Source organism: Intestinibacter sp. (assembly GCF_034113885.1).
In the GTDB taxonomy this organism is placed as follows: Bacteria; Bacillota; Clostridia; order Peptostreptococcales; family Peptostreptococcaceae; genus Intestinibacter.
In genome coordinates, this window is the sequence record NZ_JAXEWM010000027.1 from 1 (window position 1) to 25916 (window position 25916).

Below are 25916 nucleotides of genomic sequence, written 5' to 3' on the forward strand. Positions count from 1 at the left end.
AGTGAGCCTAAAAAGCCTCAAAACAGAAATAAAAAAAACAATAACAATAAAATAATCGGAATTGTGTTGGCTTTTGTTTCATTAATAGTGATTATTTTAGGTGGATATTTTGTATTAAATGGAAAGATATTTAAAAATGAAATATCTATAGATGCAGTTACATTAGATGGGGATTATGAAATGGATGGAGATAGATATGTGTTATTTACAAATGAAAATGTAATCGTAATGCCTAATGTGACACCATCAGATAGTTCATATGAATTAGAGTATGAAATTGAAGATACTACTGCTGCAAATATAGAGCAATTAGGCGATAAATGTAGTGTAATAGGTCTTAAAGAAACAGATACGAATTTAAATATATACAGCGATGATAAAATTTTGAAGGTTGTAAAGCTTTCATTTAAAGATAAAAATGACAATGCTATTGATAAAGACAAAAATGACAATGGTACTGATAAAGACGGAAATGATAATAGTACTGATAAAGACGAAAATGACAACGGTACTGATAAAGACAAAAATGACAATGGTGCTGAAGAAGAAAGTATACCGACAGATAAATTAGATATAGCAGTTTCAAATTATTTAGAAAACTATGAGAGAGCTGTATATTGTGGAGATTTTAATGAAATCAGCGATTATGTAACTTATAATGGACCTATATATAAGGAATTAAAAAAGACTATTCCTTCAGCATATGAAAATGGAATAACTGTGCTTTTAAGTGATTATGAAAAAAAAGGCATTAAAAAACTTTCAAATGGAGAATACAAGGTATCGTATGTTGTTAAATGGACAGTAAATAATCAGGATGGAACTAGACTTCAGACAGAGTATGCAGATTACATAATTAAAAAAGAAGTATATGAATATAAAGTGGACAGATTAGAAAATTGGGAAATATTAAGCAAAGTTTATCAATAAAATTTCTATTAAACTTTTAAATATAGGGTTTTAAAATATTGATTATAGTAAAAATAGCCATGGGTAGACTGTTTATTTATCTATGGCTATTTTTAAATAAAAAAAGGGAGTGGTTTATATGAAATTAACAAAGATAGCAGCAATTAGTCTTTTAAGTTTAACAATGTTAACAGGATGTGGAGCATCTTTTGATATTTCACCATCCACAATACAAAATTATGCAGATTCAAATTCTGGACAATATGCAAATCTAACATCAGACTATTCTAATTATTCTTATGTAGAAGGTGCTTATGTTGCAGAAACAAAAGATGTACATATTGAGTTATGGGATTTGGATTCAATAGAGAATGCATCAGCATGGTACAAAACAAATGTTGAAAAATTAAAAGAAAATGCATCATCTTATTCTGGTTCTAGTAATTCTAAAGGCGGTAATTATACAATTAAGACAAAAGATGTTTATTATCGAATTCTATTTAGCAAAGACAAGGGCATCTACGCCTATGGAAAAAAAGATGCTGTAGAATCTGCATTAAAAGATATGAACATTTCTGATTAAATTAAGAAAGAAAAAATATGATAAAATCTCAAAGAATAGGATTTAACAAATTTGGATACTAAAATTGAAATATTTTATAAGAGAAGATCTGAAATAAGGATCTTCTTTTTTTCTTGAATAGTGTAAAAATAAAAACACAGAAGATAAACACTTGACATATTGTATATACTAGTATATATTGTATATATAAGATATATACAATATATACATAAAAAGAGGTGAAGAAGTGGAAATCATAATCAGCAACAACAGCGACAAGCCGATATACGAACAAATCACGACACAAATAAAAAACATGATAATAAGCGGCGAACTAAAACCAGGAGATCCTCTGCCATCGATGAGATTTCTAGCAAAAGAGCTCCACATAAGCGTAATAACAACAAAACGAGCATACGAAGAGCTAGAACGAGGTGGATTTATATATTCAGTAGTAGGAAAGGGCAGCTTCGTAAAAAGCACCAACATGGAACTACTAAAAGAAGAAAAGCTAAGATTAATAGAAGAATACCTATCAAAAGCAGTAGACGAAGCAAAAAAATGCTCGATAGACTACGAAGAGATAGAATCTATTTTAAGGCTTTTATATGAAGAGGATTAAAAAATACGGAGGGATTACTATGAAATACGCAATAGAAGTAAACAATCTTAACAAAACTTACGACGGATTTTCGCTAAAGGATGCATCATTTAAACTAGAAACAGGAACAATAATGGGAATCGTAGGAGAAAACGGAGCAGGAAAATCAACTATATTAAAAGGAATTCTAAACCTAATAAACATAGACTCAGGAGAAGTCAAGATATTTGGAAAAAACTTCAAAGAAAACGAAATGGAAATAAAAAAAGACATAGCAGTAGTATTCGACGAAAGCTATTTCCACGACAACTTAAAAATACCAGATATCGATAAAATAATGCAAAATATATATCATAATTGGAACAAAAATCAATTTCTAAAATACACAAACAAATTTAAACTACCTAAGGACAAAAGAATAAAGGATTTTTCAAGGGGGATGAAAATGAAGCTATCTATAGCAGTAGCACTTAGCCACGAAGCTAAGCTTCTAATCCTAGATGAAGCTACAAGTGGACTTGATCCAGTAGTCAGAGATGAGATTTTAGATATGTTCCTAGATTATATACAAAACGAAGACTGCAGTATACTTATAGCCTCACATATAACTAGCGACCTAGAAAAAATCGCTGATTACATAACATTTATAAATGATGGACAAATCATATTCAGCGAAAATAAAGACGAACTAATTTACAATGCAGGAATAGTAAAATGCAGTGAAAAAGAAATCGACAAAATAAAAAATGAAGATATAGTCGGCATCAGAAAGAACACTTTTGGATGCGAGGTAATGGTAAACAACAGAGAATACTATGAAAATATGGGATTTGTAGTTGATAAGACAAATTTAGAAGAAATAATTTTATTTACAGTTAGGGGTGCAAAATAATGAAAGGTCTATTAATTAAGGATATATTAAATTTAAAAGGTTACATGAAGCAATTAATATTTATTTTTATATTTTTTACAGCGTATGGAATTTTTATGAAAAATGGAACCTTTGTTGGTGCTATGATCACTATGATGCTAAGTATGCAGGTTATAACTACAATGTCATATGATGATTATGCAAAATGGGATAAATACGCTCTAACTATGAATATAACAAGAAAAGACATTGTTTTATCTAAATACGTATTTTTCGTAATGTGTATAGTAGCTGGAATTTTAGTTGGTGTTATTGGATCTTTAGCTATAAATAGTTTTGCAGGTGTACCTTTGAGTATTGAAGAAATATTGGTTATATCTATAATCGTACCATGTATATTTGCTATATTATTCTGCATAGTAATTCCTATTGTATTTAAAAATGGAGCAGAAAAGGCTAGAATAATCATGATGGCGATATTTTTTATACCAGCGATTTTAGTATTTTTAGTTGCAAAAATAGCTGAAAAGTCTAATATACCTATGCCAGATGCAAATACTTTAGATACATTAGCTAAAGTAGGCCCTATAGCATTAGTTGTATTAGCTGTTATAGTTTGCTTTATATCATACAAAATATCATTAAAAATATACAGCAAAAAAGAATTTTAGAAAATCGAAAATATATATTGACAATTACTCGATGAAAATGTTATTCTTATAACTGTAAGAGCAAGTAAATAAATTAAATATTTATGGATTGTGACTGGTAATGCAGGCAAGACCAACTACATAGGGATAATTATATGTGTATTCTATATGTTTGTTGGTCTTTTTTGATATATGCTCAAAATGGGAGGTGATAGTTATTGTATAGAGTAAAAAAGGTAATTAATAATAATTTTATCAGTTCTATAGATCAAAATGGCAAGCAGGTTATTATAAGGGGCTTAGGAATAGGATTTCAGAAGAAGCCAGGAGAGTGGATAAAAGACGATAAGGTAGAAGCTGTTTATAGAATCGACGACAAGGCTACTTCTAATAAACTACAGGAACTAGTAAGCCAAGTGCCTAAGGAATACATAGATACATGTACAGAAATCATAGACAATATAAAATTAAAGCTAAATAAAAAGCTAAACGACAACATTTATATTACTTTAACTGACCACCTTAGTTTTGCAATCGAAAGAAAAAAATTAAAACAAGAGTACAGCAATGCTCTGCTTTGGGATATAAAGAGATTCTATGATCAAGAATATAAGCTGGGATTAGAATCACTAGATATTATAGAGAAAAATCACAATGTAAGACTTTCAGATGACGAAGCTGGATTTATCGCACTGCATATTGTAAATGCAGAATTACATACAAATATGAGCAGTATGATAAAGATAACTTCATTTATGCAGGAGGTACTCGAGATAGTAAGAAATTATTATAATATAGAATTAAATGAGGATTCTCTTGATTTTGGAAGATTTATCACGCATTTGAAGTATTTTGCACAGAGGTTATTCAGCAATAAACCTACAAAGGATACAGATTTCCAATTACAGAGAATGATTAGAGAAAATTACAGCAAGGATTACGGCTGTGCAGAAAAAATCAAAGAATACATCAAAGAAAAATACAACTTAAATCTTACAGGTGAAGAAATGATGTTTTTAACTATTCACCTAAAGAGAATATCTACAAATTAATAACTTGGATTGTGACTGGTAATGCAGGCAAGACCTAATTAGAAGATGTAAAGCTCAAGTTTACAGCAAAAATAGATATATTTTAATTTTAGCTATATTTATATTTATATTTTATGTAAATATCTATATTTTGTTGTGTAAATTAAAGGGACATACATTTTTAGTTAGGTCTTTTTATTTGCTCAAAATTACTAGATTATAATAAAATTTTTTAATTTGGAAATTATTAAATTAAGGAAAAAAATAAATTACAAGGAGGAATTACAAAATGAAAGATAAGATTTTTGGAGTCTTACAACGTGTCGGAAGATCATTCATGCTTCCAATAGCAATTTTACCAGTAGCTGGTCTTTTCCTAGGAATAGGGGGATCATTTACAAACGAAACAATGCTTAATGCATATGGATTAATGGGTGTTATGGGACCTGGAACATTTATTTACAGCTTATTAACAGTTTTAAATGCAGCAGGTAACGTAGTATTTGCAAACCTACCAATTATATTTGCGATGGGTGTTGCAATAGGTATGGCAAAACAAGAAAAAGAAGTTGCAGCTTTAGCAGGTGCTTTAGCGTTCTTCATAATGCATGCTTCAGTTAGTGCTATGATTTCAGTTCATGGTGGAGCAGAAAGCATGCTTAGTGGTTCTACAGCAGATGTATTAGGTATGACATCTCTTCAAATGGGTGTATTTGGAGGTATCATAGTTGGTCTTGGTGTTGCTGCACTTCATAATAAATTTTATAAAATTGAATTACCACAAGTATTATCATTCTTCGGTGGTACAAGATTTGTTCCAATAATAAGTGCAATAGTTTACTTAGTTGTTGGTATAGCAATGTTCTATATCTGGCCACCAATACAAGGTGCTATATACTCTGTAGGTGATTTAGTTAGAGGTTCTGGATATGTAGGAACTTGGTTATACGGTTTAATGGAAAGAGCTTTAATACCATTTGGTCTTCACCATGTGTTCTATTTACCATTCTGGCAAACAGGTGTTGGTGGAACTATGGAAGTAGCTGGAAAGATGATAGAAGGTGCTCAAAACATATTCTTCGCTCAACTTTCAGATCCAAGTGTTACTCACTTTAGTGTAGAAGCTACTAGATTTATGTCTGGTAAATTCCCACTTATGATATTTGGTTTACCAGGAGCTGCACTTGCAATGTACAAATGTGCAAAACCTGAAAAGAGAAAAGCTGTTGGAGGTTTACTATTATCAGCAGCATTAACTTCAATGTTAACAGGTATAACTGAACCACTTGAATTCACATTCTTATTCGTTGCTCCAGTATTATACGTAATTCACTGTGTATTCGCAGGAGCTGCATATATGTTAATGCATATGTTAAATGTTGGTGTTGGTATGACTTTCTCTGGAGGACTTATAGACTTATTCCTATTTGGTATACTTCAAGGAAATGCAAAAACTAGCTGGATAAACGTAGTATTTGTAGGTATAGCTTACTTCGTAGTTTACTACTTCTTATTCACTTTCTTAATCAAAAAATTTGACTTTAAAACTCCAGGTCGTGAAGATGATGACAACGCAGAAGTTAAATTATATACAAGAGCAGATGTAAATGCTAAAAAAGAAGGACAAAGTGCTGAAGATGCAGACGATGAATTAAGTGCTTTAATACTTCAAGGTTTAGGTGGAAATGACAACTTAACTGACTTAGACTGCTGTATAACTAGACTTCGTTTAACAGTTAAAGATTCTTCTAAGGTAGATCAAGGTATGTTAAAAGCAAGTGGTGCAGCTGGTGTAATCATAAAAGGTAACGGTGTACAAGTTGTATACGGACCAAAGGTAACAGTTATAAAATCTAACTTAGAAAAATTCATAGCTAGCGGAAAATCTGCTACTGTAAAGGTAGAAGCTCCTAAAGCAGAAGTTAAACAAGAAGTTAAAGCAGATGTAAAAGTAGAAAGCGGAGTAGTATATGCTCCAATAAAAGGTAAAGCAATAGCTTTAGAAGAAGTAAATGACGGTGTATTCTCAGCAGGAATGTTAGGTAAAGGTATAGGAATAGAACCAGCTGAAGGAAGAGCAGTTTCTCCAGTAAACGGAACAGTTTCAGTAGTATTCGATACTAAGCATGCTATAGGAATAACTTCGGATGAAGGTATGGAAGTTCTTATACACATAGGATTAGATACAGTACAATTAAACGGTGAACCTTTCAATGTACATGTAAAAGTAGGAGATAAGGTAAAGGTTGGAGATTTATTAGCAGAATTTGATATGGATAAGATCAAAGAAGCTGGATATAAAACAGTAACTCCTATAATAATAAGCAACACAGACGCTTATAGTGATGTAAAAGTTTTAGCTAATGGCGATATAGATGAAAAAGCCGAAATGCTAAAGGTTGAAAAATAGACTTCTTTCAAATTTAAAGTTTTATAATATATTAAAAAATTGCCGCTTCAGAATTAGAAGCGGCAATTTTGATTTTATTTAAAAATATGTACAAATTCTTATACGTTGCAGTAACCTACAATTTTGTAGTCATCAGGTACATTGTAAGTATTTTCGATTTCTCCTAAAGTCCAGTGTAAATCAAATAGAGTAGTATCTATTACTATAGAGAAGTATAATAAAGCAATACCAGTATCTATGCTTCTTTCGTAATCACTTGCAAAATCGTCTTGTTTGATGGCTAATACAACTTTTCCACCGTCTATTATAAATCTCCATGGTTGTTGATTTAAAGTAGATGGTGCTAATCTTGATATACTAAATGCATCGATTAAGTATCTTTCTTCTAGTAAATCTATAGTTGCGTTATTGCCCCAAGTATCTACATAAACTATATCTTCTACTCCAAGTCTATAAGGTGTAGCAGCTTCAGTATGCATTGTAGCTTGAGAATAGTTGTCTCCAACCTTTACAGCTGATTTTTTAGATCCTTTAGAAGCATCTTCGTATCCAATAGCTATAATTGCAACAACTTCTTTGTCTGATGAGATATCTAGTGCTTTTTTGATTTCGTCGCTGCTCTTGAAAGTAATCCAGCAAGTTCCAAGACCTAGATCTCTAGCTTTTAAAATTAAGCATTCTCCTACATAACCTGCGTTTTCTATATAGAAATCTTTTACATCAGATAAAAGTACCATATAGTTTGGTGATTCAACTATATTTCCATGATAACCTGCTATACCTTGTAATTTTCCTACTATATCGTTTGAAAAAGTTTTAATTTCTACTGATATATCATTTACTAATTTTTTTCTAGAATCTAAAAATTTTTCTAATTCTTTAAATGATTCTTCAGAAACAGGTGTTGATTTGTAAGATCTACATGATTTTCCTTCTATTATAAGTTTTTTATAATCCATATGTGAGTCCTCCTCTACTAGAAATTGTTGAAAATATTTACCTATTAAAAGTATACCACAATTTACAAATGTAAAAACAAAAAATTACAACAATTCTAACAATTCTTTTGGAGTATCTATTAAAAAGTCAGCTCCACTTTCTTTTAATGACTCTGCATCTCTAAATCCCCAAGTCACGCCGACGCTTTTCATACCGGCATTTTGGGCAGTTATCATATCTGAACCAGAATCTCCAACGTATAGACAATTTTCTCTTGTTGAGCCTAATTCCTCCATTGCAGTTAAAACTGTATCTGGAGCTGGCTTTCTTCTGACGCCTTCACGTTCTCCTATTGCGACTGGTATTAAATCTTTGAAATAGTATTTGTTTAGATTTTTAACTCCAAAGTCGTATTTATTTGATACTATTCCTAATTTTATATTTCTCGAATTTAATTCCTTTAATAAATCTATTATACCGTCGTAGGGAGCGGTTTTATGTTGCATATTAGTTTTGTAGTGATCTTTGAAGGCTTGTAGGCATTTTAAAGTAGTTTGTTCGTCAGTTCCAGTAGGGACAGCTTTTTTCATTAGCTCCTTTATACCGTTTCCGACAAAGATTCTGACTTCCTCGTAAGTTCTAGTTGGATAACCAAAAGATTCTAGCGCAAAATTTGTGCTATCTGCTAAATCTTCCAATGTATTTAATAATGTTCCATCTAAATCAAAAATTACAGTATCGTATTTCATAATTTTCCCTTCTTTGCTAAATAAAATTAATAATTGTTATACAACTTTTAAATATAGCACAGTTCAGTTAAAGAATCAAATAAATGGAAATGATAAAGATATGTAAAATAAAAATAGGCAAAAAAATAAATGTGTTGACAAAAACACATAATGGATTTACTATATATTTATAAATAAATATAATAATACAATTATATAGTATCATAAAATAAACAAAAAGTCAATACTTTTAAATAAAAAAAGGAGTGATAATTTTGGAAAATAATATTTTAAAATTTACAATGAATGAGCTGCAGGATTTTTCTAGTGAAAAACTAATGAATTTAAATGAAGAATCGGTAAATTACGGTCTTGTACTGACAGAGGAGGATGTACGTCAAATAGCTAAAAACACTAAAGAAACACTTAAAAAAACAGGTCGAATTGAAACTAGTACTGATTCATTGGAGAAAATAATATCCTTTTTATATTCATCTCCTTATACTCAAAAAGACGATTATGTAGAGGTAATAAGCGATATGGAGGAAATTTTTTATTATTTTAAAAATCAGGTATCGGATTTATTATCTGATGATGAAATTATAGAAATATTAAAAAAGACTTACGACGATAAATCAGGTGAAATAATTCAGATACAAGGGTTTGTAGAGGAATACACAAAAGAGTTTAAATTTGAGAGGGAGTTCGATTTATGGAATTATTAGGAAGTATAAGACGAGATTACACAGTTAATGTACTTAAATGGGGATATTTAAATAAAAAGTTTAGTGAAAATTTTATTTTAAGTGTACAGCAGGATATAGGAAATTTACTTAAAGAAAAAATTAAAAAATACTGTAAAGGTTCTAGTACATCTGTCACTGTTGAAGTTGGAGAACAATTATTAGAAGGTATTTATTATACTATAGATGCAAACTTTGTGGAGAATTTTAATATGGACAAAGCCGTAGATTTATTTAAGAAAAATTCTATAAAAGATCTTTACAAAGAGGGCGAAGAAAAATTAAAGTATTTATTTGACGAAACAAGAGGTTTATATAAAAGAGTTTGTGAAAATAAGTACGACACAGAATTGATTGCATATAATGATACGCTCATAGAGGAATTTGGAAAATTCTTTGATGTCTACGATATGGAGTTTAACCCTCAGGATATAGATATAAGTGTAGATTATCCGTTGATATTTGGTGATTTAGATCAAAGAGGTATTTATTATGTGAAAAATTACTTGGAGACAATAGAAGTAGAAAATATATTTTGTAACTGCTTTGATAACGAGGATGTAGAAACTTTGCTAGATATAAATGCCAAGAGATATAAATTAAATTATAGAGATTTATTGACAAACGTGTTTGAAATAGCGATAAACAATACGATATTATCTATAATTGTGGACGATGATTTTGAGGATTTTTATATTTATAGTGAAGAAATAAATTATTTAAAAAACAATTTAAATCAAGAAAACGTAGAACAAAAAGTAGATGAAGCTGTGCAGAAAATGGTAAGCTCTTTAAATATCGAAAATGATGATCTATTACAGTACATAAATTTGTACAGGTATAGATTTACAGATCAACTGAAATCAGCTCTAAATCAAAATTCTCTAGAATCAATGGCTGTAATATGTGATGAATACTTAGATGTAGATTCAAGCAAAAATAAATTTACAATAAATCCAAATACGTTAAGTTATGAGGAATTTAGAGAGATATTAGAAGAAATACAAGAAGAATCCGATATAAATAAAAAAATAGAAATTATAAAAACTAAAATAAATTCCTTCGAGGATTTTAATGATATATTAAAGGCAGACTGCTTTTATGGAGAAGACTATAATTTATTATTCGATAGCTTAGACGAGGTTGAATTGGCCCTTTTGGTTAGAGTTATGTTTTATGAAGAAATAGAAATGGGAAAATTTAATTTATTAAAAGAGCTATTTAAAGATGTTCAGTATGATTATGCTTGGCAACAAAGTTATGTCGAGTATATGAAAAATCAGACGATTGATAGAATAAATAAGATTCAGGATGAAGTTGTGGATATAGAGTTATAGATATGTTATTAGGGGTGTTGATTATGAACAGAATTGAATACTGCATTGGACTAAAAAATATATTTACAGAAAAAGAAATAGCCTTTATCAGACTTTTGGCGACACTTTTATTTTATGTGTTAGAAATTGATTTCGATATGGATGTAGATGAAGAATTAAAAAATAAATCATATATGTATGTAGGAAATTATTTTTATAAAATAAAGACAGATGAGCTTAAAGGGAGAGAGATAACTGATAAAGATTTCGATAGATTATCTAAAAAATTTTGGAAATATATATTATCTAATAAAGAAGTTTTTTTTAATAAATTTGAAAAATTATAAATGACGAAAGTATAGACTTATATGATAAAATACAGAGTATAAACTTTAAGAAAATGATAATTTAAAAATAAGGGGAATATTTATGAAGCAATACTTTACAGTTGGAGAAATGGCAAGTTTATTTGATTTAAATCCAAAAACTTTGAGATTTTACGATGAAATAGATTTATTTAAACCGGAAATAATAAATCCTGAGAACAACTACAGATATTATTCAATGGATCAAATTGACCAATTGGAGACTATAGAGTATTTGAAGGATTTAGGACTTTCTTTAAAGGTTATAAAATATCACTTAGAAGAGGTAAATATAGGAAATGTCATAAATAGCTTGACTTACCAAAAAGAAATTACATGTAAAAAAATCAAAGAGCTACAGTCTATAAAATACAAAATAGATAAAAAAATAAAACAAATCGAAGATGCAATCAACACAGAGCATATAAATGAAGTCGTTGAATTAGATTTAGAAGAGAGAAAGATCGTGAGATTAAAGGGGAAAATTATTTCTTATGAAGATATCGGAATATATGTTAGAAAATTGGTAAAAGAATCTAGAAAAAAGGTTTCGCTATCATATGGTAATGTCGGACTTTTTATAGATAAAGATAATTTTCAAAATGAAAAATACGATCAATATGATGGCGTATTTGCCATTATAGATAAAACTAAATACGATAGAAGACTGCTAAAAAAGCTTCCAAAAGGCAAATATCTAAGTATCAGATTTAACGGGTACCACAAGGATGCGCCTGCCTATTACGATAAAATAAAAAAATACATAGAAGACAATGACTATATAATCTTAGATGATCCATTTGAAATACAGATAGTAGATCCGACTTTGATACAAAAAGAGGACGATATGATTACAGAAATTCAGATTTTAGTAGAGAAAAACGAAAAATAGCATTTATATATTGACATTATACTTACTTTAAGGTTTATAATTTATATACTGGAGATATAATTATTTTAATTAGCTCCAATAGACAAAACGTATAGTTCATTAAGGGGTGAAACAAATGAAGTTTATTGTAGAAAAGGAAGTATTTGATAAGTTAGATGATGTGTGTTTTGGGATAGTCGTAGCAAAGGGAATCGATAATACACAAAAAATAGAAAAGATACAAAACTTATTAGAAACTGGAATTAAAGCAAATGAAGAAAAATACGAAGGAAAAAAAGTAAAGGAATCTGAAGAAGTAGCTTGCTATAGAGAGGCTTTTAGAGCGCTTGGAATAAATCCAAATAAATTTATGAGCTCTATAGAGGCTATGCTTACAAGAGTTTCTAAGAAAAAGGGATTGCCAAGTATAAACCCTATTGTAGATATAGGAAATGCTATGAGCCTTAAATACTACCTACCTATGGGAGCTCACGATATAGATACAATTATGCCACAAGATGTAGAAGTGAGATTTTCAAGAGAGGGAGATAAATTTATCCCATTTGGAGAAACAGAAGCAGAAGTATTAGACGCAGGGGAATTAGTATACGCTGTTGGAGATAAGGTAAGAACTAGAAGATGGATATGGAGACAAAGTGAAGAAGGAAAGATAGTAGAGAGCACAAAAAATATATTTTTCCCAATCGATGGATTCAAAAATTCAAATTACGACAATTTAATGGCAGCTAGAGAAGAGCTTGCAAGCTTGCTTAAAGAGATATTCGACTGTGAAATAAAAATAGGATTTATAGATAAAGATAATAGAGAATTTGAAATAGATTAAATTGATATTTTGGAAGCTGTATCTGTTAGACGATTTAAAGCAGATACAGCTTTTTTGCGCTTATTTTGAACTAAAAAAATATTTTTTTGTATAAAAAGGATATATATTTTATAATAATAAAAGTGATAATATATTAAGAGCGAAATTTATACAGGAGGAGTTTAAATGGATAACAGTAAAAAAGCCATAGGAGTGTTTGATTCTGGTCTAGGTGGAATAAGCGTGCTTAGAGATCTTAAAGAGCTTATGCCAAACGAAAACTTTATCTACTTCGGAGATTCAGCATATGCTCCATATGGAGTAAAGACTAAGGATGAAATTACTAAAAGATGTGTTGAGATAATAGAATTTTTTATAGAAAAAGGCGTAAAGGCTGTAGTAATAGCGTGTAATACAGCAACTAGTGCATCTGCAAACTACCTTAGAAAAAAATACAAGGATTTACCTATAATAGGTATGGAGCCTGCCTTGAAGGTTGCAACACAAGGAGTTAAGAATAATAATATAGTAGTGATGGCAACACCGCTTACTTTAAAGGAAAAAAAGTTTGAGAAGCTAATGAACAAGTTTATGGGAAATAACAATGTAATAAAGATGCCATGTCCAAAGCTTGTAGAAATAGTTGAAAATGATTTGATAGATGACGAAAAAGTAGTTTTAGATCAAATTGAAGAATACTATAAAAATATAAATGTAGATAATCTAGATAGCGTTGTTTTGGGATGTACTCATTTTATTTTTTATAGAGATTACTTAAAAAAATTTCTTCCTCAAAATACGAATTTAGTGGACGGAAATTTAGGTACTTGCAGACATCTTAAAGAGGTTTTAGAAGAAAAAAATGAATTAAATGAAGAAAATAATATTGGAAGGATAGAAATTTACAATTCTAGTGAGGATCAAAAATATATAAACCTTTCTAATAAATTATTGGCAAGATAGATTTGAATTAATTTTCAAATCTATTTTTGTTATTAAGGAAATTATAATTTTTATGAAATTTTTGTGAATTTTACAAAAAATATAGAAAACTGTGTTATTATAAAAATATAGAACCGATCGTTCGGTCTTAAGATTTTTATAGTGGTAGAGGTTTAATTTTTTAGGAGGATGTCATGAAAAATATAAAAACAATTATTTATTTAACCTTAGGATATATATTGACTGCAGTGGCTGTTGTAGTAATGGTAAATTCAAATGCGGGATTATCGCCTTGGGATGTACTACATCAAGGTCTCAGCAAGACAACAGGTATGACTATGGGACAGGCATCTATGTTAGTGGGAGTAATAGTTATTGCAGTATCTATATCTTTAGGTGAAAATTTAGGATGGGGAACTATAGGAAATATATTTGTTCCAGGTATTTTAATAGATGTAATCGATAGCATGAATATTATTCCAATTACACATGATTTATTTTTAGGCGTAGTGATGACTGTATTGGGACTTGTTATTATGGCGCTTGCTACAGTTTCATATTTGATACCGGCAATGGGTTGTGGACCTAGAGATGGCCTTATGATTGCGCTTCATAAAAAAACTGGAAAATCAATTGGAATGTTGAGAGCTATAATGGAAATATGTGCAGTAGTAGTTGGATATTTGTTGGGAGGAACTTTTGGTATAGGAACTATAATATCAGCATTCTGTTTTGGGTATTTGCTTGAAATAGTTTTTAAGATATTTAAATTCGATCCTAATGTAGAACATAAGATGATATTTTCAAACTTTAAAAAGAATAAAGTTGTATAATAATATAAAGAAAACTATTCGTGAAGTGGCGCGAATAATTATAAAGGAGATTTAGTTTTATGTCATCAAATAAAATAATAGAAAAGGCTATATACAGTTTTTCGATGAATGGATACGATGGAACATCTATATCCAATATAGCTGAACTAGTTGGTATAAAAAAATCGACAATATACTCGCATTTTAAAAGCAAGGATGAAATTTTTGAAATAGCAACAGAAATTTCTTTTAAAACGGAGAATGATTTTGCTGTTGATTATTTCTCTAAAAAGAAAGATCCTATTTTAGAAGTTTTAGAGGGATTTTTAGTTTCTTTGAAGGATAGATTTATAGAAGATGAAAGCTTTACTATAAATTTTGTATATAAAATAGGATATCGATTTGGAGAAAAATACTATGATTTTATAAAAAAATACTGTGATAATTATTATTTTACAGTAGAAAATTTAATAATAAAATATCTTATAAGAGAAGGAATACAAAAAGATTTAGCTAAAGAACTAGCAATGACATACACAGCTCTTCTAGATGGCCTTATGGTGAGTCTTATGTATTGTGGAGAAGATAGATATGAGGAAAGAAAGGAACAGGTTTGGAAGTTTTTTAGTGAAAGTTTTTTGAAAAGCTGTAAATAATAAGTAGTAAATAAGAATTAATAGAAGGAGAAGATTATGCAAAATTTAATAGATAGATTTATCAAATACGCCAAAATACATACTACCAGTGATGAAGAATCTAGTACAGTTCCAAGTACAGAAATTCAAAAAAATCTAGGTAAAATATTAGTAGAGGATTTAAAAGAAATAGGACTTTTAGATGCTTATATAGACGACAAGGGATATGTGTATGCATCTTTAAAATCAAACACAGATAAAAATTTAAAGAAAATAGGATTTATAGCTCATATGGATACTTCGCCAGCAGCTAAGGGAGAAGGTGTAGAGCCTCAAATTCACGAAAATTACGACGGTGGAGATATAGTTGTAAATAAAGAAGAAAATATAGTTTTATCACCAAGTGAATTTGAGATTTTATCTGATAAAATCGGAAAAACTATAATAACTTCAGATGGAACTACTTTGCTTGGAGCAGATAACAAGGCTGGTATAACCGAAATAATAGAGGCTTTAAAATTTATAGTTGAAAATCCCGATATAGAACACTCTGATATAAAGGTATGTTTTACACCTGATGAAGAAATCGGTAGAGGAGCTGATTACTTTGATGTGGAAAAATTTGATGCAGATTTTGCATATACAGTAGATGGTGGAGAAATAGGCGAATTAGAATACGAAAACTTCAACGCAGCTGGTGTTAATATAAAAATAATAGGAAAAAGCGTACATCCAGGATATGCGTATGGAGTGATGATAAATGCTGCAAGTGTGGCATCTGAATTTCACTCTATGGTACCAAAGGACGAGGTACCAGAAAAAACAAAGGGTTATGAAGGCTTTTATATGCTTAACTCAATGAGTGGCGAAGTAGATCAAGCTAAGCTATCTTACATACTTAGAGATTTTGATTTAGAAAAATTAGAAATAAAGAAAAATAAAATTAGAGAAATCGCTAAAACTCTACAACAAAAATACGGAGAGGATAGAATTTTAGTCGATATAAAAGATAGCTATTACAATATGAGAGAGAAAATAGAACCAGTTATGTATATAGTTGATTTAGCTAAAGAGTCTATGAAGCAAGCAGATGTAGAGCCAAAAGTAGTTCCAATTCGTGGTGGTACTGATGGTGCAAGACTTTCATATATGGGTCTTCCTACACCTAATTTATTTACAGGTGGATATAATTTCCACGGATATTACGAGTATGCTGTTGCAGAAGAAATGTTAAAGGCAAAGGAAGTTATTGTAAACATTGTAAAAAATAACAATAAATAAGTTTGAGATACGTTAAAAGAAGTTGTCTATTAGTTGAAAAATACAGACTAATAGATAACTTCTTTTTTGCTGGAAAAAGTTACAACTTACAAAAGTAACAGAAAAGTAACAAAAAACACTTGCAAAAAAGTTACAAAAATGTAACAATATCTATATAAGGTAAAAATTTACTAGAAATGGGGGATTTAAATTATGAGTATAAATAAATCTTATGCAATTGCTAGCGCTGCTGTGATGGCATCTGCAATAGTAATGCCATTAGCGAATATATCTCAAGTAGAGGCAGCAAGCCAAACTATAACTGTGACAGCGAGAGTAAACTTTAGAAAAGGACCTTCTATGGATTACTCTGTGATAAAAAAATTATACAAAGGATATGAATTAACTTATTTAGGACAAAAAGGAAACTGGATCAACGTAAAATACGGAAATGATACTGGATATGTTTACAAGGATTATGTTACATCTTTAAAAACTGTAACAGCAAATGTTAATTTTAGAACAGGACCATCGACTAGCTACTCTAGAATAACTACAATTTCAAAGGGAAGCTATGTAGAGGTTCTAGGCACTAGTGGAAATTGGGTAAAAGCAAAATACAACAGTAAAACTGGATATATATACAAGGACTATGTATCAGGCTACAGTTCATCAAGTTCAACTTCTCAAAGTAGCGGAACTACTAAGTACGTAAATGCCACAGTTGGATTAAATGTAAGAACAGGACCATCAACTAGCTATTCTAAAATAGGAAAATTAGATTATAGTGAAAAAGTAACAGTTTTATCGACATCTAATGGTTGGTCTAAAATAAACTATAATGGCAAAACAGGATATGTAGATAGTTCATATTTACAAAGCTCTAAACCATCTTCAAGTTCAAGCTCAACAGGTAGTAGTTCAGTATCAACAAGTGCGAGTGCAGTAGTTGCTTATGCTAAGAGTCAGCTTGGAAAACCATATGTATGGGGAGCACAAGGACCAAATAGCTTCGACTGTTCAGGATTTACATATTATGTATTTAAAAATAAAGCAGGAATAACTTTACCTAGAACTTCAAGTGAACAAAGTAAATACGGTACATATGTAAGTAAGAGTAATTTGAGAGCAGGAGATTTAGTATTTTTCGATACTAATGGCTCAAATAACGGGGCTGTATCACATGTCGGACTTTACATAGGAGATGGAAAAATAATACATGCATCTTACAGTCAGAAGAAAATAGCAATCGCAGATTTTAACAGCAGTTATTATCAAAATGCATATGTAAATGCTAGAAGAGTTTTATAGAATATAGAAATTATAAAAGTCAGTAATATGGGAAATTCCATCTTACTGACTTTTTGAATAAATATCAAATTTGAATCATAAAATAACATAAGAGCTAATAGCCTTTAAATCATTTCTAATATTGTTTTGCCTAATAAAAGAACTACGACTACGACCATCATAGGTCTTATGAATTTTATTCCGTTTTTTATAGCTAGGCTTGAGCCAATATAGCTTCCAGCTATATTGAATATGGCGCAAGGTATAGCAAGTTGGAAATAGATACTTCCAGAGATAAAATATCCGATTACAGAAGCGTAATTAGACATTAAATTAAGTAGCTTTGCATTTCCTGATGCTGTTGTTATTTCGTATTTAAGTATAAGTGCAAATGCCATAATGGCGATAGTTCCAGTACCTGGTCCAAATAAACCGTCGTAGCCTCCGCAGATAAATCCTATTAACAATGCTAAAAACAAGCTCTTTTTCTTTTGAGTATCTTCAGAGTCTTTTATTTCGATTTTGTTTAATCTAAATAAAATAATGAATGCCATAATAGGAAGTATTATTATAAGCATTTTTTTCAATAAATCATTATCTAAAAGTAGCACAATTTTTGTCGCTATTCCCGCGCCTATGAAAGCACCGATTGCAGATACGATTGCAACCTTTAAATCGAGTGCACCTTCTTTGAAATATTTCACTGTGGCTAAAGTAGTTCCACATGAATTGGAAAATTTATTACATCCATATACGAAATGCATAGGCATCCCTGTCGCCATATAAGCAGGTATCGAAATTAAACCGCCACCACCTGCTACAGAATCAACAAATCCAGCTAAAAACATAAATGGACATAAGAAAAATAAATGAGTTAACTCCATAAATATAATCCTTTCTAGTTGTATAATATATCGATTAATTAAAATAACATACATAATTATTATATATTAAATCCATGTTTTGTAAATGTGGGAGGGGCGAAAATGTTAAAAAATTGTAAAAAATGTAAAAAATAAAGAGGATTTTAGAAAAAAATATAAAATTTATATTTTGGACACTTATAATCTAAATAAGAAAAGGGGTATTAGTATGACGAATCAGAGTAACAACAAAAGTCTACTAGATCAATTCATTTCTTTTTTACTCATTACTATTGGTGCAACCTTTGCAGCTGTAGCCCTAGAAATATTTTTAGTTCCTAATAATATAATCGACGGTGGCATAATAGGTATATCTATCATGTTGAGCTATGTAACTAAAATTCAATTAAGTATACTTACTTTGGTATTAAATATACCATTTTTAATTTTAGGATATAAGCAATTGGGAAAGAGCTTTTTAATAAAAGCCGCTTATGCAATGGTAGTATTTTCAATTTTATTAGAGCAATTTAAACCTGTAGAGGAATTGACAAATGACATATTACTTGCAACAGTCTTTGGAGGAGTCTTATTAGGTATTGGTGTTGGTTTTGTAATTAGATACGGTGCATGCTTAGATGGTACAGAGGTAGTCGCTATATTGATCAGCAAGAAGATGTCATTTTCTGTAGGTCAAGTAGTGATGTTCTTTAACTTCTTTATATATGCTACAGCAAGCTTGTTATTTGGATGGGATAGAGCATTGTATTCTATTCTTACTTATTTTATAACCTTCAAAATCATCGACATGGTATCTGAGGGTCTAGAACAGGCTAAGGCAGCTATGATTATAACTAACCACGGTGAAGAGATTGCAAACAGTATATACAAGCATCTAGGTAGAACAGTTACAATGCTAGAAGGAGAAGGACTTATAAGTGGTAAAAAGGTCGTTTTATATGCAGTTGTAACGAGAATAGAAATTCCAGAGCTTAAGAGAATAGTGGCAGCAGATGATTATTCTGCTTTTGTGACAATAACTGATGTAAATGAGATAGTTGGAAAACATATCAAAAAGAAAAAGAATGAAAATATAGTAGATTAAAAACCAAAGCTTAAAAAATAAATGGGAGCATATAAAACGAGTCTGTTTATATGGCTCCCTTATTTTGTTTTATTTTGATAATTTTATAGTGGTAAATCCTTAGGATTTTTTAGCTTTTTATATTTAAAAACTGGTATACCTAGCTCTTCTCCAAGCTTTTTAACTTGATTCTTATATGCTGATTTTATATTGTCGTGGAAAACTATTCCGTCTACCTTCATAGAGATTGATTCCACGCATTTCTTTAGGTATTGATAATTTTCATCCTTGTCGTATTCACCTTGAACCATCCATTGGCCAGATAATACGTGTCCAATTGAAATCGGTTTTTCTGTGTTTAATATTACATTTGAAAAGCTCTCTTCAAAGTGCATTCCACCTGCGCAAAGTAAAACCTTGATATCGTTTAAGGAAGGATCCTTTTCGTTGTCAAAAACTCTTAAAAGAGAGTTTGAAAGTATGCCTACTGCGACTGGATTTTTCCAGCTTTCAAGCGTACTACCTATTTCTATGTCGAATATAGGAACTTGGTATTTATCTATTAGGTTTATATCTTGACCTTGGATAGTACCAGTCCAATGTGTAGCCTCTGTCATTGTCGTAAAATCGTCTAATCCTTCTTTTACACGGTTTTCCTCTATTGCAAGTAGTAGGTTTCTAAGGTAAATTGGATTTGATGGAGCAAATACCTTGCCGACGACATCTCCAGTTGAATGGACAGTAAGTATTTTGTCTGGGGCATTTTTACCACCGTGCCAGTTTATAACTCCGGCTACATCGTAATCTCCAAAATATTTATTTAAAAGAGGTATGTATAAATCGTAGTCATAGCTTAAGACCTTGTCAGTTTCTACATATGAAAATAAATTACCCATATCATCTGTGTATTCATATACATCTCTATCTGCAAATTTAAAATCAGCAAGCTTTAAATCGTAATTTTCCTTTGAATAATCTAACACTCTCGGTGCGACTTCATCTCTTTCGTAATCTGTACAGAAAAAATATACAGCTTTTTTCATGGCTTTATCCTCCTTGGTATTAAGTAAAATATTTTTATAAATCAGTCTATAATTTTAAACAAAAGGACTGTAATTTCTTCCATCGTAGACAATTTCATCATATCCTTTAGGATCAGTATTTCCCTCTGTGCTGAATATTAAAACTGTTGAGTTTTCATCTAAGTTCATATCTTTTCTTATATCGATAAACTCATCTTTTTCCATTAAAATAGATAAAAGACCAGTGCCGACTGCACCTGATTCACCAGAGATAACTTTTTTATCGTCGTTTATAGGACTTGCCAGTACTCTCATTCCTCTAGCAGTTACATAATCTGGACAAGCAGCATAGAAGCTTGCATAATCTCTCAATATAGGCCATGTAGCAGTATTAGGTTCGCCGCAGTTAAGTCCAGCCATAATTGTCTGTAGGTCACCTGTAACAGCGTGAGGCTTTGAATCGTCAGCAAGTGCAGATTTATAAATACATGCCACAGTAGCAGGTTCAACTATAGTAGTTATAGGTGGCTTTTTATCGAATCTATTGACCATATATCCAAGCACGCTTCCCGCCATAGAGCCGACGCCAGCTTGTAGGAATAAATGAGTAGGTTTTTCTATTCCAAGTTCGTTTAATTCATCTAATGCTTCCTTCGCCATAATAGTATAGCCTTGGCTTATGAAGTTAGGAACATCTTCGTATCCTTCCCAAGCAGTATCTTGAACTAGATACCATCCTTTTTCGTCAGCTAGAGAAGACGCCTTTCTAACTGCATCATCGTAGTTTAAATCTGTTATTGTGACAGTTGAATTTCCCATGCTTTCGATAGCTTTAGCTCTAGCTAGTACACTTCCCTTAGGCATAAATACTACTGACTTGCAGCCTAGTTTGTTTGCAGCCCAAGCCACGCCTTTTCCGTGATTCCCGTCTGTAGCTGTTACAAATACTATATCCTTTAATTTTTGTTTTATTTCTTCTGATTGAAGGTCTTCAAATGTTGTAGAAGAAGGATCTAAATTTAATTTATCACATACAATTCTAAATATAGCGTATAAGCCTCCAAGCCCTTTGAATGCATTAAGTCCGTATCTGTAGGATTCATCTTTTACAAAAATGTTTTTTACGCCTAATTTTCTTGCTAGATTGTCCAATTTAACTAGTGGTGTTTTTTCGTAGCCTTCTATAGATTTATGAAATTTTTCAACGTCATTTACAATAGCTTCTGTTAAAAAATCTACATAAGTTGAAGGATTTGTTTCAGTAGAAATTATACTTATTCCAAAATGTTCTTTGTATTTAATCATATTAAAAACTCCTTGTAATAAAAATTTTCTCGATTAATATAATTATATTTTATAATTTTACCTATTTCTACCTAAATATTGCTGATTTATATAACTACAATATTGTATAAATAAAATATATGATACAATATTGTTAACTATAAAAAAGTAAGGAGGAAAGACGATGGATGGTCTTTTAATAACTGCATTTGTACTTACTGTCGGTGTTATGGCGATTTTTATAAGTATAATAAGCTTTGTTTTTATGATTATGTATCAATTGAGGAAAAAAGTTAAAGTCAATAATTATGTAAAACTAATAATATTGGTGGCTTTTATAATAGGCTTAGTATTAGTTTTTGTATCATATAGTAGATTAGATTTAAAATCACTTGGATTTTAGTTATTTTTGTGTGGATATTGAAAATATTTAGTTGTGTAAAATTTGGAGGAAAATATGGATAAGAAGATTGATTTGACAGAAGGGGGAATTGTAGAGAAGCTAGTAAAAATAGCTATCCCAATAATGGCTACCTCCTTTATCCAGATAGCATATAATTTAACCGATATGATGTGGGTAGGGAGAAATGGAAGTGACTCAGTTGCAGCAGTTGGAACTGCTGGTTTTTATACATGGCTTGCCATGGCATTTATTTTGTTTTCAAAAATTGGAGGAGAAGTAAAGGTCGCACAGAGTATGGGCGAAAAAAATATAAAAGAGGTTAAAGCATATATAAAATCATCTATAGAGTTAAATATATTTTTATCTATAACGTATAGCTTGATTTTAATTATTTTCAATAAACCTTTTATAGGTCTTTTTAATTTGGGAGATAATCAAGTAATAGCTATGTCTAGGAGTTATTTAATAATAGTGGCATGCGGAATGATTTTTTACTTTATAAATCCGGTTTTTACATCGATATTTATAGGTCTTGGAAATAGTAAGACTCCTTTTAAAATAAATACTATAGGCCTTATTGCAAATATAGTTTTGGATCCAATTATGATATTTGGACTTGGACCTATACCAGCACTTGGAGTCAATGGGGCAGGTATTGCGACTGTGACATCTCAGATAATAGTTAGCTTTGTATTTATAAGTATTATAGTGAAAAATAATGAGGAATACTTCAAGGTGAAGTATTTTAGAAATATAGAGTGGAAGTATTTTAAGATTTTATATAAATTAGGTTTTCCTGTAGCTATTCAAAATGCATTATTTACGCTTATATCGATGGCTATGGGCGTTATAGTGGCGTCATTTGGACCGGTTGCTATTGCGGTTCAAAAGGTAGGATCTCAGATAGAGTCAATTTCGTGGATGAGTGCAGATGGATTTGCGGCTGCTTTATCGACTTTTACTGGTCAAAATTATGGAGCTAGTAAATACGATAGAATTGGCAAAGGTAGCAAAATAGCGCTAGTTGGAGCTTTGATTTGGGGAAGTGTAACATCGGCAATTCTAATATTTTTAGGAAAATACATATTTAGTGCATTTATAAATGAGCCTGATGCTATTTTAAAGGGAACAGATTACTTGAGAATATTGGGGTATTCTCAATTGCTTATGTGTATAGAAATAACTGTTACTGGTATTTTTAAAGGTTTGGGTAGAACTTATATACCTTCCTTTGTAAGTATAACCTTGAATCTGGCTAGAATTCCTATGGCTATTTTATTTAGCAGTGCAAGTTTACTTGGGCTTAATGGAATTTGGTGGAGTGTCACAATAAGCAGTAATTTTAAAGGAATTATTATGGCATTGATTTTTATAGTTTTATATAAAAGCAAAAAGCTTTATCAAAAACAGAGTTCGATAGAAAATAAGTCTGAGAGTTGTTTAGACTGTAATTAAAATGAACTGGGGATAGTAAAAATATCTCCAGTTTTTATTTTTTTTGATAGAAATATGTAAATTATGGAAATGGGCGATTTATATTGCGCAGATTTTAAAATTTGATATAATTTATCTACAAGAATTGATAATCATTATCTATAGATAAATATAATCATAATGGAGGAATAAATATGAAAAAAATAAAAATACTAGCAATGTCGTTGATAGCGATATTATCGATGATGCTATTTACAGGATGCTCAAATAGCGACGAAACAGCAGGAGAAACTAAAATGAGAGTTGTAGAGACTTCAAAGGGAGAAGTAGAAATACCAAAAAATCCAAGTCGTATAGTAGATATTTCTGGAAGTAGTGAGGAATTAGCTATATTGGGATATACTCCAGTAGCAACTGCTAACGTTGATTCTTATGATACAGAAAACGTACCATCTTATATGGCTGAAGTTTTTAAAGATGTAAAAGTAGTCGGACATTCAATGAGCGATACTATGGACATAGAGGCGATAATAGAAGCTGAGCCAGATTTAATAATAATGGCTCCGAGACAAGAAAAAATATACGATGAATTAAAAGAAATAGCGCCAGTTGTAATGCTTGAGGATTACTCAAATGATTGGGAAAAAAATTTAGAACAGGTTGCTAAATTATTCGGAAAAGAAGACGACGCTAAAAAATGGTTAGATTCTTACTATGAAGAAGCTAAAAAAATTGGAGATGAAATAAAAGAAGCAAATGGTGATAAATCATATGTAGTTGCTCTAGCGTCATCAGGACAATTTATGATATTCACAGAAGGTGGAATGGGAACTATTTTAAAAGAAGATATGGGACTTAAACAACCAGCAAATATGCCAGAACAAGACAGCATAACTCTTCCAACTGTTAGTATAGAAGGACTTACAGAAATAGATGCAGATAACATAATAGTAATCGGTATGGAATCTGATAAGCAGGATTTAGAAAAAGACAGTGTATTTAACGAGATAAGAGCTGTAAAAGAAGGAAACTTTGTATTCTTAAATGCAAGTCCATTCTTCTCACAGGCTTACAATCCAATGGGAAGACAATTATTGTTAGAAGAAATTAAAAAAGCTTTAATATAATAATATGAAAATCGATGTTGATTTTAAATTAGGTGGATAAATTTATTTATTCACCTAGTTTAATTTAGAGGATAAATTAGAAAATTCAAAAAAGGAGTGAATTGTTTGAATAAAAGAAATTCGTATATTTTGATAGTGTTAGGACTGATATTACTTGCCTTGGGAATATTCATATCGGTATCTATAGGTGCGAAGGATATAAGCTTTTCGACTATGATAGATAGTTTATTTACAAATAATAATGATATAGAATCGAAAATTATAAGAGATGTCAGAATACCTAGGGCACTTGCCGGTGCGTTGGTCGGAGGATTTTTGGCGGTGTCAGGTGCAATCATGCAGGGGATAACTAGAAATCCAATAGCTGAACCGTCGGTTATAGGTATAACTCAGGGTGCTACATTTATGGTGGCTGTGGCTTTAGTTTTACAGCAGATAAATCCAAATATAGTTATAGGCGGATTTTCGCTTATGATATTTGCCTTTTTAGGAGGCGGTATAAGTGGATTGTTTGTTTATTTTGTAAGCTCAAGGTCGATTGGAAAGGTAGATCCTGTCAAGCTTACTTTGGCTGGGACAGCACTTGGAACATTGCTTATATCGTTGGCGACTGGAGCCTGTATGTATTTTAATCTGTCACAGCAGCTTAGCTTTTGGATATGTGGAGGATTTATAGGAGTTAAATGGCAGGGAGTGAAGCTACTTTTAATAGTTGGAGCTATCGGAATTAGTCTCGCCATGATTTTATCTAAAAAAATCACAATCCTTAGCTTAGGCGAGGAGGTAGCTATTGGTCTGGGTGAAAATACAAACTGCACGAGGCTGATAGCTTTGATAATAGTTATTTTGCTGACAGGAGCATCTGTCTCTGTGGCTGGAAATATAATTTTCGTCGGACTTATAATCCCTCAAATAGTCAAAAAAATAGTAGGCGTAGATTA

General features: G+C 30.8%; 27 protein-coding genes. 22 read left to right on the forward strand and 5 right to left on the reverse strand.

The features are described from left to right. The 7 genes from SPD90_RS01690 to SPD90_RS01720 form a co-directional block, all read left to right on the forward strand. Window positions 1–930, forward strand: a 930-nt coding sequence (locus tag SPD90_RS01690; protein ID WP_320924108.1) for a TcaA NTF2-like domain-containing protein, incomplete at its 5' end; no start/stop codon positions are given. Window positions 931–1093: 163 nt separating this feature from the next. Further along, window positions 1094–1492: a hypothetical protein gene (locus tag SPD90_RS01695; protein WP_320924109.1), complete on the forward strand. Its 399-nt coding sequence runs from the start codon at window positions 1094–1096 to the stop codon at window positions 1490–1492. A 226-nt stretch (window positions 1493–1718) separates the two neighbouring features. Further along, window positions 1719–2093 carry a GntR family transcriptional regulator gene (locus SPD90_RS01700; protein WP_320924110.1) on the forward strand — a complete coding sequence of 125 codons (375 nt, stop codon included), beginning with the start codon at window positions 1719–1721 and terminating at the stop codon, window positions 2091–2093. A 19-nt stretch (window positions 2094–2112) separates the two neighbouring features. Beyond that, window positions 2113–2964 carry an ABC transporter ATP-binding protein gene (locus tag SPD90_RS01705; RefSeq protein WP_320924111.1) on the forward strand — a complete coding sequence of 284 codons (852 nt, stop codon included), beginning with the start codon at window positions 2113–2115 and terminating at the stop codon, window positions 2962–2964. Further along, entirely contained in the window at window positions 2964–3614 is a 651-nt protein-coding gene (locus SPD90_RS01710) for an ABC-2 transporter permease (protein WP_320924112.1), read from the forward strand. The genes SPD90_RS01705 and SPD90_RS01710 overlap by 1 nt, the downstream gene beginning before the upstream one ends. Window positions 3615–3811: 197 nt before the next feature. After that, window positions 3812–4645 (forward strand): BglG family transcription antiterminator LicT, encoded by an 834-nt coding sequence (licT, locus tag SPD90_RS01715; RefSeq protein WP_320924113.1) that lies wholly within the window; start codon window positions 3812–3814, stop codon window positions 4643–4645. A 268-nt stretch (window positions 4646–4913) separates the two neighbouring features. Further along, window positions 4914–7034 carry a PTS transporter subunit IIABC gene (locus SPD90_RS01720; RefSeq protein ID WP_320924114.1) on the forward strand — a complete coding sequence of 707 codons (2121 nt, stop codon included), beginning with the start codon at window positions 4914–4916 and terminating at the stop codon, window positions 7032–7034. Between the two features lie 98 nt (window positions 7035–7132). On the opposite strand, the gene SPD90_RS01725 is transcribed toward SPD90_RS01720, so the two are convergent. Continuing rightward, entirely contained in the window at window positions 7133–7993 is an 861-nt protein-coding gene (locus tag SPD90_RS01725; RefSeq protein ID WP_320626424.1) for a nitroreductase family protein, read from the reverse strand. Between the two features lie 84 nt (window positions 7994–8077). Then, entirely contained in the window at window positions 8078–8722 is a 645-nt protein-coding gene (locus tag SPD90_RS01730; RefSeq protein ID WP_320626423.1) for an HAD family hydrolase, read from the reverse strand. Between the two features lie 254 nt (window positions 8723–8976). Between SPD90_RS01730 and SPD90_RS01735 the strand changes: the two genes are divergently transcribed. The 10 genes from SPD90_RS01735 to SPD90_RS01780 all read left to right on the forward strand — a co-directional run bounded on the left by SPD90_RS01735 (window position 8977) and on the right by SPD90_RS01780 (window position 17779). Continuing rightward, entirely contained in the window at window positions 8977–9426 is a 450-nt protein-coding gene (locus tag SPD90_RS01735; protein WP_320924115.1) for a DUF6323 family protein, read from the forward strand. Next, a complete protein-coding gene (locus tag SPD90_RS01740; protein WP_320924116.1) occupies window positions 9414–10781 on the forward strand; it encodes a DUF6179 domain-containing protein in 1368 nt (455 codons plus the stop codon). The genes SPD90_RS01735 and SPD90_RS01740 overlap by 13 nt, the downstream gene beginning before the upstream one ends. Window positions 10782–10804: 23 nt before the next feature. Continuing rightward, window positions 10805–11107, forward strand: a complete 303-nt coding sequence (locus SPD90_RS01745) for a hypothetical protein (protein ID WP_320924117.1) — start codon at window positions 10805–10807, stop codon at window positions 11105–11107. Window positions 11108–11189: 82 nt separating this feature from the next. Beyond that, on the forward strand, window positions 11190–12017 hold the full coding sequence (locus SPD90_RS01750) for a MerR family transcriptional regulator (RefSeq protein WP_320924118.1): 828 nt from the start codon (window positions 11190–11192) through the stop codon (window positions 12015–12017). Between the two features lie 115 nt (window positions 12018–12132). Beyond that, a complete protein-coding gene (locus tag SPD90_RS01755) occupies window positions 12133–12840 on the forward strand; it encodes a B3/B4 domain-containing protein (RefSeq protein ID WP_320924119.1) in 708 nt (235 codons plus the stop codon). Window positions 12841–13005: 165 nt separating this feature from the next. Continuing rightward, window positions 13006–13782, forward strand: a complete 777-nt coding sequence (gene murI / locus SPD90_RS01760; protein ID WP_320924120.1) for a glutamate racemase — start codon at window positions 13006–13008, stop codon at window positions 13780–13782. Window positions 13783–13955: 173 nt separating this feature from the next. After that, window positions 13956–14594, forward strand: coding sequence for a YczE/YyaS/YitT family protein (locus SPD90_RS01765; protein WP_320924121.1), 639 nt, complete (start codon window positions 13956–13958; stop codon window positions 14592–14594). Window positions 14595–14653: 59 nt separating this feature from the next. After that, the gene (locus tag SPD90_RS01770; protein WP_320625653.1) at window positions 14654–15229 is read left to right on the forward strand and encodes a TetR/AcrR family transcriptional regulator; all 576 of its coding nucleotides are present in this window, start codon (window positions 14654–14656) and stop codon (window positions 15227–15229) included. A gap of 36 nt (window positions 15230–15265) precedes the next feature. Continuing rightward, window positions 15266–16489, forward strand: a complete 1224-nt coding sequence (pepT, locus tag SPD90_RS01775; protein WP_320924122.1) for a peptidase T — start codon at window positions 15266–15268, stop codon at window positions 16487–16489. A 192-nt stretch (window positions 16490–16681) separates the two neighbouring features. After that, the gene (locus tag SPD90_RS01780) at window positions 16682–17779 is read left to right on the forward strand and encodes a C40 family peptidase (RefSeq protein ID WP_320924123.1); all 1098 of its coding nucleotides are present in this window, start codon (window positions 16682–16684) and stop codon (window positions 17777–17779) included. 104 nt (window positions 17780–17883) lie between these two features. Here the strand turns inward: SPD90_RS01780 and SPD90_RS01785 are convergent, their stop codons facing one another. Next, window positions 17884–18642 carry a sulfite exporter TauE/SafE family protein gene (locus SPD90_RS01785; RefSeq protein ID WP_320924124.1) on the reverse strand — a complete coding sequence of 253 codons (759 nt, stop codon included), beginning with the start codon at window positions 18640–18642 and terminating at the stop codon, window positions 17884–17886. Window positions 18643–18850: 208 nt separating this feature from the next. Between SPD90_RS01785 and SPD90_RS01790 the strand changes: the two genes are divergently transcribed. Continuing rightward, window positions 18851–19726, forward strand: coding sequence for a YitT family protein (locus tag SPD90_RS01790; RefSeq protein ID WP_320625649.1), 876 nt, complete (start codon window positions 18851–18853; stop codon window positions 19724–19726). A gap of 83 nt (window positions 19727–19809) precedes the next feature. Here the strand turns inward: SPD90_RS01790 and SPD90_RS01795 are convergent, their stop codons facing one another. Further along, complete coding sequence (locus SPD90_RS01795; RefSeq protein WP_320924125.1) at window positions 19810–20748, reverse strand: D-aminoacyl-tRNA deacylase; 939 nt, start codon at window positions 20746–20748, stop codon at window positions 19810–19812. A gap of 54 nt (window positions 20749–20802) precedes the next feature. Further along, a complete protein-coding gene (gene dpaL / locus SPD90_RS01800) occupies window positions 20803–22032 on the reverse strand; it encodes a diaminopropionate ammonia-lyase (protein WP_320624145.1) in 1230 nt (409 codons plus the stop codon). 163 nt (window positions 22033–22195) lie between these two features. On the opposite strand from dpaL, the gene SPD90_RS01805 reads away from it, so the two are divergent. The 4 genes from SPD90_RS01805 to SPD90_RS01820 form a co-directional block, all read left to right on the forward strand. Continuing rightward, on the forward strand, window positions 22196–22414 hold the full coding sequence (locus SPD90_RS01805; RefSeq protein ID WP_320924126.1) for a hypothetical protein: 219 nt from the start codon (window positions 22196–22198) through the stop codon (window positions 22412–22414). A 54-nt stretch (window positions 22415–22468) separates the two neighbouring features. Then, a complete protein-coding gene (locus SPD90_RS01810) occupies window positions 22469–23869 on the forward strand; it encodes an MATE family efflux transporter (protein WP_320924127.1) in 1401 nt (466 codons plus the stop codon). Window positions 23870–24042: 173 nt separating this feature from the next. Beyond that, the gene (locus tag SPD90_RS01815) at window positions 24043–24975 is read left to right on the forward strand and encodes an iron-hydroxamate ABC transporter substrate-binding protein (RefSeq protein ID WP_320924128.1); all 933 of its coding nucleotides are present in this window, start codon (window positions 24043–24045) and stop codon (window positions 24973–24975) included. Window positions 24976–25071: 96 nt separating this feature from the next. Next, window positions 25072–25916: FecCD family ABC transporter permease (locus SPD90_RS01820; RefSeq protein WP_320924129.1), on the forward strand; the 845-nt coding region annotated here is incomplete at its 3' end.